The 11,179-nt window shown below is 66.7% G+C and carries 1 protein-coding gene and 1 tRNA gene; one reads left to right on the top strand and one right to left on the bottom strand.

Annotation, left to right across the window (positions count from 1 at the left end; all coding sequences use genetic code 11):
- Positions 1–166: 166 nt before the first annotated feature.
- Positions 167–273, bottom strand: a tRNA-OTHER gene (locus J2X62_RS00745).
- Between J2X62_RS00745 and J2X62_RS00740 the strand changes: the two genes are divergently transcribed.
- A complete protein-coding gene (locus J2X62_RS00740; protein ID WP_310176269.1) occupies positions 226–11,130 on the top strand; it encodes a non-ribosomal peptide synthetase in 10,905 nt (3,634 codons plus the stop codon). The two genes, J2X62_RS00745 and J2X62_RS00740, sit on opposite strands and share 48 nt — an antisense overlap.
- Positions 11,131–11,179: the final 49 nt, after the last annotated feature.

The following is an 11,179-nucleotide window of genomic DNA, read 5'->3' as shown; positions in this document are numbered from 1 at the left end:
CAGATCGCGGTCGCGGACGTCGTCGCCAGGCACGAGTCTCTGCGGACGGTGTTCCCGGAGACCGACGGCACGGCTCATCAGGTGATCGTCGACGCGCAGACGGCCACACCGGAATTGACGCCGATCGAAATTTCCGCGCATCAGGTGGCCGATGCCATGCGCGAGCTGGCGACGACAGGATTCGACCTGTCGAAGGACCTCCCGTTCCGTACTCGGTTGTTCGAGGTGAGCCCCACCGAGCACCTGCTGGTGTTCGTGGTGCACCACATCGCCGCCGATGGTTTCTCGCTCGGCCCGCTCACTCGCGACGTCATGAACGCCTATGCGGCGCGGTCGATGAACCAGGAGCCGTACTGGACTCCGCTTCCGGTCGACTACGCCGACTACAGCCTGTGGCAGCGCGAGGTGCTGGGCTCCGAGGACGACCCCACGTCCGTGGTCTCGCAGCAGATCGACTACTGGACGACGACGTTGGCCGGTCTGCCGGATCAGCTCGATGTGCCCTCCGACCGTCCCAGGCCGGCGGTGGCATCGAACAGCGGTGCGCTGGTGCGTTTCTCGATCGACGGAGAACTGCATCGCGCTCTGATCGAGGCGTCCCGACGTGAGAACGCGTCGCTGTTCATGCTGGTGCACACCAGCCTCGCGGTACTGCTGTCGCGGCTGTCCGGCGAGACCGACATCGCGATCGGCACACCGGTCGCGGGCCGCGGTGAGGCGGCGCTCGACGACCTGATCGGCATGTTCGTCAACACCCTCGTGCTCCGAACGGAGATCGACACCGCGCGCAGGTTCGACCAGGTACTGGCCGATGCTCGCGAGACCGACCTGTCGGCGCTGGCACACGTGGACGTTCCGTTCGAGCGTCTGGTGGAGATCCTCAACCCGGTACGTTCCACGGCTCGTCATCCCCTCGTGCAGGTGGTGCTCGCGTTCCAGAACCTGGGGCAGAAGGATCTCGAACTACCGGGACTGTCGGTCTCGGGCGTCGACTTCGAGACCCTGGTTGCACTGTTCGACCTGCAGTTCACGTTCGTCGAATCGTTCGGACCCAGTGGCGCGGCGCAGGGTATGACGTTCGATGTCACCTACGCCACCGACCTGTTCGACGAGTCCACGGTGGTCACCCTGGGTGAGCGCCTGATCAAGGTCCTCGAATCCGTCGCCGACAACCTCTCGACCGTCGTGGGCGACATCGAACTGCTCGACGATGTCGAGTACAAGCGCGTGCTCGACGACTGGAACGACACCGACCACGACGTCGACCGGTCGCAGACGCTGGCCTCCCTCGGGCGCTCGGTCGAATCCGACGGAACCGCACTGGTATTCGGTGACGAGTCAGTGTCCTACTGCGAGTTCGACGCACGGGTGGCTCGTCTTGCGCGGTACCTCGTCGATCGTGGTGTCGGGCCCGAGACCACCGTGGCGATCGCTGCCCGTCGTTCGGTGGAGCTCCTCGTCGGAATTCACGCGATCGTCGCGGCGGGCGGTGCCTACGTACCGATCGACCCGGATCAGCCTGCCGAGCGAATCGCGCACATTCTGCGCACCGCGGCACCGGTGTGCGTACTGAGCACGTCACGAGACTCGGTGGATGCCGACGGGCTCGACGTGATCGACATCGACGTTCTCGACCTGTCCGGGGTCTCCGATGCACCGATCACCGACGCGGACCGAATCGGTGCACTCGCACCGACGAACACCGCATACGTCATCTTCACGTCCGGGTCGACCGGGCAGCCGAAGGGCGTGGCCGTCACACACGAGGCAATCGTCAACCGTCTGCTGTGGATGCAGTCGGAATACGAGCTCGCCGCCGACGATGTCGTGTTGCAGAAGACCCCCGTCACGTTCGACGTGTCGGTGTGGGAACTGTTCTGGCCGTTGCAGATCGGGGCGACGCTGGTCATCGCGAAGCCGGACGGGCACCGAGACCCGCAGTACCTGCTCGAGACCATCGAGGCGCAGTCGGTCACGACGGCACACTTCGTGCCGTCGTTGCTCGAGGTCTTCGTCTCCGTCGTCGCAGCCGAGTCGTCGTCCGCAGCCACGTCGCTGCGGACTCTGTTCGCCTCCGGTGAGGCGCTGCCCGCCGAGGTCGGCGAACGCGTCCGACGCGTCCTGCCGGGCGTGGCGCTGCACAACCTCTACGGACCCACCGAAGCGGCTGTCGACGTCACCTATCACGAGGTGTCCGAGGCGGACGTCGACCTGGTTCCGATCGGTGTCCCGGTGTGGAACACCAGAACGTACGTCCTCGACTCCCGACTGTCCCCGGTTGCTCCCGGGGTCGCAGGTGAGCTCTATCTCGCCGGAGTCCAACTGGCCCGCGGCTACCTCGGTCGAGTGGATCTGACGGCAGATCGATTCCTACCGGATCCGTTCGGCGAACCGGGTTCTCGCATGTACCGCACCGGCGATCTGGTGCGCTGGCGGGAGTCCTCGTCTCACACCGGGCGTCTGGAGTACTTGGGCCGCACAGACTTCCAGGTCAAGTTGCGTGGTCTGCGCATCGAACTCGGGGAGATCGAAACCGTGCTGCGCCGGCACCCGTCGGTGGAGTCGGCCGTGGTGCTGGTTCGGCAGACGGCCGTCGCCGGAGATCAACTGGTCGCCTATGTCGTCCCCGCCTCCGGTGCGACCGTCGACGTGGCCGACCTGACGGCGTTCGCCGCCCGCTCGCTCGCCGGATACATGGTTCCGGCTGCGACCGTCGTGCTCGACGCACTTCCGCTGACCGCCAACGGCAAGCTCGACCGGCGCGCGCTCCCGGCACCGGATATAGAGCAGCGTGCCTTCCGCGCTCCGACGACCACGTCGGAAATCGTGGTGTCGCAGGTGTTCCGCGACGTGCTCGGCGTCGATGTCGTCGGAGCCGACGACGAGTTCTTCGCTCTCGGCGGTAACTCGCTCGTGGCGACCAGGGTGGCGTCGCGCATCGGTGCCGCGACGGACACCACGGTCAGTGTTCGGACCATCTTCGAGGCGTCGACGGTGGCGGCTCTGGCGGCGAAGCTGGACGAACTCTCGGGATCGGGACGAAAGATTCCTCTCGTGCGCACCGAGTTGCCGGACGTCGTTCCGCTGTCGCTCGCCCAGCGCCGGATGTGGTTCCTCAACCGTTTCGACGTCGATTCGGCAACGGAAAATCTGCCCGTCGCCATCGAACTGATCGGTGACCTCGACGTCGTCGCGCTGCGCTCTGCCGTGGCCGACGTGATCGAACGGCACGAATCGCTGCGCACCGTCTACCCCGAGGTGGACGGGGTGGCCTCTCAGGTGATCGTCCCCGCAGCGCAGGTAGCTCCGGAGCTGGCACCGACGAAGGTCACCGCCGACGACGTCACCGCCGCCCTGGCCGAGTTCTTCGTGCAGGGTTTCGACGTCACGGCCGCACCCCCACTCCGTGCCATCCTGCTCGAGCTCGACTCGAACCGGTATGTGCTGGCCTTGGCCACACATCACATTGCCGCAGACGGTTTCTCGATCGGACCGATGACTCGCGACCTCATGATCGCGTACGCGGCCCGGAGTGCAGGAAGCGAACCGGGTTGGGCACCGCTCGCGGTTCGCTACGCCGACTACACCCTGTGGCAGCAGACCGTGCTCGGTTCCGAGAGCGATCCCGATTCACCGGTGTCCGGCCAGATCCGACATTGGACGCGAACGCTGTCGGGACTGCCGGACGAGAGCACGTTCCCCGGCGACCGAGTGCGTCCCGATCGGTCGTCCTACCGCGGCGGCAACATTCGGTTGACGCTCGATGCGCAGACGCATGCGCGTCTCGGTGCGGTAGCCCGCGCCAATCAGAGCTCACTGTTCATGGTGTTGCACTCTGCTCTCGCGGTGTTGCTCTCCCGGTTGTCGGGCGGAACCGACATCGCCATCGGTACTCCGGTCGCCGGTCGCGGTGAGGCGGCACTCGACGACGTCATCGGTATGTTCGTCAACACCCTCGTGCTGCGCACCGAGATCGATCCCGGTGCTGCCTTCACCGAACTGCTCGCCCGTACGCGCAACACCGATCTGTCGGCGTTCGCGCACGCGGAGGTGCCGTTCGAGCGACTCGTCGAGGTACTCGACCCACCGAGGTCGGCCGCGCGGCATCCGCTGATCCAGGTGATGCTCACCGTGCAGAACATGGAGCAGACCGAACTCGAGCTCCCGGGCCTGACCGTGCGCGGAGTCGATCTCGACGTCGAGACGGCGAAGTTCGACATCCAGTTCACGTTCACCGAGAACCAGGCGGACGGCAGCTCGGCCATCGACGTGACGTTCGCCCGTGATCTCTACGACGAGGACACAGCGCGCGCCTTCGGTGAGCGCCTGATCCGCGTGCTGGAGTCGGTCGGCACCGATGCCGAGCAGCCCGTCGGGGACATCCCGGTGATGGATACGGCCGAGCGCGATCACGTTCTCGCCCTTGCCCAGGACGCACCGGCGGTCGCGGATTCTGCCGACTCCATCGTCTCCCTGTTCGCGGCCAGGGTCGCGGAGAACCCGGACGCTGCCGCCGTCGTCTTCGACGGTCGGTCGCGCACGTACGGAGACATCGACACCGAGTCGACGGCACTGGCGAGAGTTCTTGTCGCACAGGGTGTCGGCCGCGAATCCGCGGTCGCAGTCGTACTGCCTCGCACAGCCGATCTCGTGGTGGCGCTGCTCGCGGTGCTCAAGGCCGGAGGTGCATACGTACCGATCGATCCGTCGTACCCGGCCGATCGCATCGAGTTCGTGCTCGCCGACTCGCGTCCCGCCGCGGTACTGACCTGGACCGGTGTCGAGGTCGCGCTACCGCCGGAACTGCCCAGGGTCGACATGGACACCCCAGCGGACGAGTCCCGGTTCGCAACGGACGTCCTTCCCGCGGTGACGGCCGCAGAAGCTGCGTACGTCATCTACACCTCGGGTTCGACCGGCACCCCCAAGGGCGTCGTCGTCCCGCACCGCAACGTCGTCCGCCTGCTGGCGAACACCCAGCGGCACTTCGATTTCGGTCCCGCCGACGTCTGGACTCTGTTCCACTCGTTCGCGTTCGACTTCTCCGTGTGGGAACTGTGGGGCCCGCTCACCACGGGTGGCACCGTCGTCGTGGTCGACTACTTCACGTCGAGGTCGCCGGAAGCGCTGCGCGAGTTGTTGATTCGCGAACGCGTGACCGTGCTCAACCAGACCCCGTCTGCTTTCTACCAGTTCGACCAGGCCGACCGCACGGCATCGGGTGCTGCCGAGTACGCGCTGCGCTACGTCGTCTTCGGCGGAGAAGCGTTGGAGCTGCGTCGATTGAGCGGTTGGTTCGATCGGCACGGCGATCGTTCCCCACAGTTGGTCAACATGTACGGCATCACCGAAACCACCGTCCACGTCTCGCATCGGGCGCTCGATGCGCAGGCTGCCGCGGAGGCATCGGGGTCACTGGTGGGTCGGGCGATCTCCGGGTTGTCCGTGTACGTGTTGGATGCGCGACTCGGCCTCGTGCCGGCGGGTGTCCCGGGAGAGATGTACGTCTCGGGCGGTCAGGTGGCGCGGGGATACCTGGGTCGGCCGGACCTGACGGCGACACGATTCGTGGCAGATCCCTTCGCAGGCGACGGATCCGTGCTCTATCGCACCGGTGACGTCGCCCGGTGGTCGCCCACCGGTGAGCTCGAATTCGTCGGTCGCGCAGACGATCAGGTCAAGATCCGCGGCTTCCGCATCGAACTGGGCGAAGTCGAATCGTCGGTTCTGTCGGCTCCGGCCGTCGGACAGGCCGCGGTGATCGTGCGCGAGGACGCTCCCGGTGCCGCGCGCCTGGTCGCTTACCTGGTGCCCGCAACCGGTTCCACGATCGACGTCGACGCCGTCCGTGCGTCGGTGGCCGAGCAGCTCCCCGAGTACATGGTCCCGTCGGCGTTCGTGGTGCTCGACGCAATCCCGTTGACCACCAACGGAAAGCTGGACCGACGAGCCTTGCCCGAACCGGCCGCACGGACTCGCGAGTTCCGGCAACCGACGACTCCGATCGAGTCGATGGTCGCCGAGGTGTTCGCCGACGTCCTCGGTCTCGACCGGGTCGGTCTCGACGACGACTTCTTCGAACTCGGCGGCAACTCGCTGGTGGCCACCCAGGTCGTGTCCCGGCTCGGTGCCTCCGCCGACACGACGGTCCCGGTCCGGGCACTGTTCGAGGCCCCGACGGTCGCGGCACTCGCCGCGAGGGTCGAGCAGGGCTCGGGCGCGCGGCCGGCGCTGGTGCCGGGACCTCGCCCCGATCGAGTTCCACTCTCGCTCGCGCAGCAGCGGATGTGGTTCCTCAACCGGTTCGACTCGGACTCGACGGCGTACAACATCCCGTTCGCTCTGCGGCTGAGCGGCGATCTGAACGTCGGCGCGTTGCAGAGCGCGGTCTCGGACGTCATCGAGCGGCACGAGACACTGCGATCGGTGTACCCGGATTCGCCCGAGGGACCGCATCAGGTGGTCGTGCCGATGTCCCAGGTGCCGACGACTCTCGACGTGATCGACACAGACGCGGAATCGGTGACCGCTCGGGTGCTGGAGCTGCTGGCGTCGACGTTCGACGTGACCGCAGAGGTTCCGTTGAAGACCTCGCTGTTCCGAGTCTCCGACACCGAGTTCGTGCTGGCGATGGTGGTCCATCACATCAGCGCCGACGGTCTGTCGATGATGCCGTTGTCGACCGACGTCATGACGGCCTATGCCGCCCGTACCCGGCATTCCGATCCCGCATGGGCACCGCTGCCGGTGCAGTACGCCGACTACGCGCTCTGGCAACGGGACGTTCTCGGCTCCGAGGACGACGCCGAATCGATTGCAGCGCAACAGATTCGACACTGGTCTGCCGCGCTGTCGGAGTTGCCCGAGCAGATCGAGCTACCCCTCGATCGCCCGCGTCCGGCGAGCCAGACGTTCCGCGGCAATCGCATCGATTTCCGAATCGACGTCGATGCGCACGCGCGTCTCGCGGAACTGGCACGCGCGCACAACGCGACCGTCTTCATGGCCGTGCATGCGGCCTTCGCAGTGCTGCTCTCGCGGATCTCGGGGTCCTCGGACATCGTCGTGGGTACACCCATCGCAGGTCGCGGCGAGGCCGAGATCGAGAACCTCGTCGGCATGTTCGTCAACACCCTGGTGTTGCGACTCGATGTTCCGGGCGAGGCGACCTTCGATGATCTCCTCGACGCCGCACGAGAAACCGATCTGCAGGCGTTCGCCCACTCGGACATCCCGTTCGAGCGGCTCGTCGACGTGGTCAACCCCACGCGCTCGACGGCTCGGCACCCGCTGTTCCAGGTCGGCTTCTCGTTCCAGAACTTCGCTCGCCGCGAGTTCGAGCTCGACGGGTTGGAAATCTCGGCGCTCGACACCGAGACCGGCAACTCACAGTTCGATCTGCATCTGATCGTGTCCGATGCCCAGCAGGGCGACGGCGCGGCAGGTGGCTTCGATGCCCTGCTGACCTACGCGACGGATCTGTTCGACGAGAGCACGGCCCGTTCACTCGTGGCCCGCTTCGAGGCCGTGCTGGCCGCCGTCGTGGCGTCGCCGTCGACACCCATCGGCGATCTCGACGTGCTGCTGGACGGCGAGCGATCTGCGATCGTCGAGGACTGGAACGACACGGTTCACGATTTCGGTGCCGTGGAACACACGACCCTGCCCGATCTGTTCGGTGCAGCCGCCGAACGCGACCGCGCTGCAGTCGCACTCGTCCACGACGACGGCGTGGTGACGTACGGAGAGTTCGCCGAGCGGGTCTCGCAGCTCGCGCGTCACCTGATCGGCATGGGTGTCGGGCCGGAAGTGCCTGTCGGCCTTGCCATTCGACGCTCGGTCGATCTCCTCGTCGGCATGTACGCCATCTCGACGGCAGGCGGGGCGTACGTTCCGATCGATCCGGACCAGCCGGCCGAGCGCAACGCGTTGGTCCTCGAGACAGCCGCTCCTGCGTGCATTCTGATCTCCGGCGATGTGGGTGCCGAGATCACCGATGCTGCCCCGATCGTGGATCTGGCCCGGTTCGACGCCGATGCCTACTCGGGTGTTCCGGTTGGCGCGTCCGAACGCACCGGGGTGCTCACCGCAGCCAACACCGCGTACGTCATCTTCACGTCCGGATCGACCGGTCGTCCGAAGGGCGTTGCGGTCTCGCACGGTGCCGTCGTCAACCAGCTGAACTGGCTGCGTGCGGAGTACGCACTCGACGAGACCGACGCAGCGCTGCTCAAGACCGCAGCGACGTTCGACCTGTCGGTGTGGGAGTTCTGGTCGCAGCTGACCTCCGGCGGACGGCTCGTCGTGGCCGAGGCCGACGGTCATCGTGACCCCGACTACCTGCTGGAACTGATTCGCACGCAGTCGGTGACGACACTGCACCTGGTGCCGTCGATGCTGTCGATGCTCGGCACCGTCGCCGCGGGCGAGGTATCGCCGAGCCTGCGGCGGGTGCTGGCGATCGGTGAGGCACTGCCCGCTGCCGTCGCACAGGAGTTCCGCAAGCGGAACGGATCGACCGACCTGCACAACCTGTACGGGCCGACCGAGGCAGCGGTGTCGGTGACCGCGCACGCGGTGACGGACGCCGATACGACCGCGGTGCCGATCGGTGTTCCCGAGGCGAACACGACGGTGTTCGTGTTGGACTCGCGGTTGCATCCGGTGCCTGCGGGTGTCAGCGGCGAGCTCTACCTGGCCGGCGCGCAGCTGGCGCGCGGCTACTTCGGGCGCGCGGACCTGACGTCGGAGCGATTCGTCGCCAATCCGTTCGACGCGAACGGTTCTCGGATGTACCGCACCGGCGACCTGGTGCGCTGGCGGGTGCCCGTCGTCGACGGAACGCCGGCCCCGGCGCACCTCGAGTACATCGATCGGGCCGACTTCCAGGTGAAGATTCGCGGATTCCGCATCGAGCTCGGTGAGATCGAAGCGGCCCTGCGGTCGCAGCCGGCAGTGGCAGATTCGGCCGTCGTGGTGCACAGCGGCGAGTCCATGGGTGACCAGTTGGTGGCCTACGTCGTCGGCCGGGCCGGGGAGGTCGTCGATGTCGCGCACGTCGAATCCGAACTCTCGCATCTCGTTCCGTCGTACATGGTGCCTGCGGCATTCGTGGTGCTCGAAGCGCTACCGCTCAATGCCAACGGAAAGCTGGACCGAAAGGCGCTGCCCGCGCCGCACTTCGAGGCCACCGAGTTCCGCGCACCGGTCACCCCGATCGAGGAGATCGTCGCGACGACCGTTGCCGAACTGCTCGGGCTGGACCGCGCGGGGCTGGACGACGACTTCTTCGCCCTCGGCGGAAACTCGTTGATCGCAACTCAACTGGTCTCGCGCCTCGGCCAGGCTCTCGACGCGCAGATTCCCGTGCGATCGGTGTTCGCGGCGTCCACGGTGGCGGGCCTCGCTGCACACATCGCGCCGCTCGTCGGCGGCGGTGCCCGCCGGGAACTGACGGTGCGCGAGCGTCCCGATCGACTACCCCTGTCGATCGCCCAGGAACGGATGTGGACGATCAACCGCATCGACCCGGGCTCGTCCGCGTACAACATCCCCGTTGCGGTGCGGTTGACCGGTGCCCTCGACATTGCCTCGCTCCGCGGCGCGTTCGACGATGTGCTCGGTCGCCACGAGATTCTGCGGACGGCCTACCCCGATTCGGTCGACGGCCCGGTGCAGCAGATCGGTGGCGTCGCCGACGTCGGGGTGGATCTCGAACCCGAACAGGTGGCACCGGACGCCGTGGTGTCCCGCCTGACGGACGTCCTCGGTGCGGGATTCGACGTGACGAAGACCGTCCCGGTCCGGGCTGCGCTGCTGCAGGTCGGCGACGACGAACACGTCCTCGCCGTGGTGGCTCACCACATCGCCGCCGACGGGTTCTCGATGGGGCCGTTGATCCGCGATGTCATGGTCGCCTACACCGCTCGGGTGGCGGGGGAGATGCCGTCGTGGGCACCGCTGCCGGTGCAGTACGCCGATTTCGCGCTGTGGCAGCGTGACGTACTCGGCCGCGAGGACGACCCGGACAGTCCGCTGGCGAAGCAGCTGGCCTACTGGACCGCCGAGCTGGCGGGAGCGCCGGAACAACTGGCACTGCCGCTCGATCGCCCACGGCCACCTCGACCGACCATGGAAGGCGCGTCGTACGGCTTCACGTTCGGTTCCGACGTGGCGTCGGCCATAGAGAAGATCGCCCGCGAGCATGCGGCGACGACGTTCATGGTGGTGCACAGCGCGTTCGCGGTTCTGCTGGGCCGGTTGAGCAACTCGTCGGACATCAGCATCGGCACCCCGACCGCAGGACGCGGCGAGGAGCAACTGGACGACCTGGTGGGCATGTTCGTCAACACGTTGGTGCTGCGCACGCAGATCGATCCGAACGGCACGTTCCTGGACCTGGTACGTCAGGCGAAGGACAAGGACCTCGCGGCGTTCGGCCACGCGGACGTTCCGTTCGAGCGGCTGGTCGATGCGCTCGGCCGCGCTCGGTCGAGCGCCTACACACCGCTGTTCCAGGCGATGTTGACGTTCCAGAACCATGCGACGGGCACGTTCGTGTTGCCGGGCCTGCAGGTGCAGGCGCTGCCGGCAGGCGACGATCAGGCGAAGTTCGACCTTCAGCTGACCGCTGTCGAGAACTTCGACGAGACCGGAGCGCTGCAGGACATCGAGGCGACGTTCACCTACGCGACGTCGATCTTCGACGAATCGACGATAGCGACGTTCGCCGAGCGGCTGTCGAAGATTCTGCGGACGGTCGTCTCCGATCCCGAGGTGGTGCTGCGATCCATCGACATCCTCACGGACGAGGAGAAGGCCGAGTTCGCGCCGCGCGCCAAGCCGAAGACGGTCGACGACCTACCGCAGTTGATTGCCGACGCAGCGGCGACCGCGCCCGATGCGGTGGCGCTCGAGCACGAATCGACGAGTGTCGATTTTGCGGCCCTGAACGCCAAATTGACGCAGATGTCGGCGACGATGGGCGCGGCGATGAAGCCTCAGGCTCTGGTGACGGTCACGCTGTCCGCACTGATTCCGGGCATCTTGCCCGCCCTCGGTGCAGAGGGGTTGTCGACCGCTCTGGCATCGTTGATCCAACGGGCGGAGTCGGTGATCGCGTCGTCGTGACGAAAGCCGAGCTCGCCGGTTGTGCACGTGGATCGATCAGGAGGAAAAG

Source organism: Rhodococcus sp. 3258 (genome assembly GCF_031456475.1).
GTDB classification, from domain to species: Bacteria; Actinomycetota; Actinomycetes; order Mycobacteriales; family Mycobacteriaceae; genus Rhodococcoides; species Rhodococcoides fascians.
The sequence above is the reverse complement of the archived record's forward strand: the minus strand, read 5'-3'. Positions and strand labels throughout refer to the sequence as shown.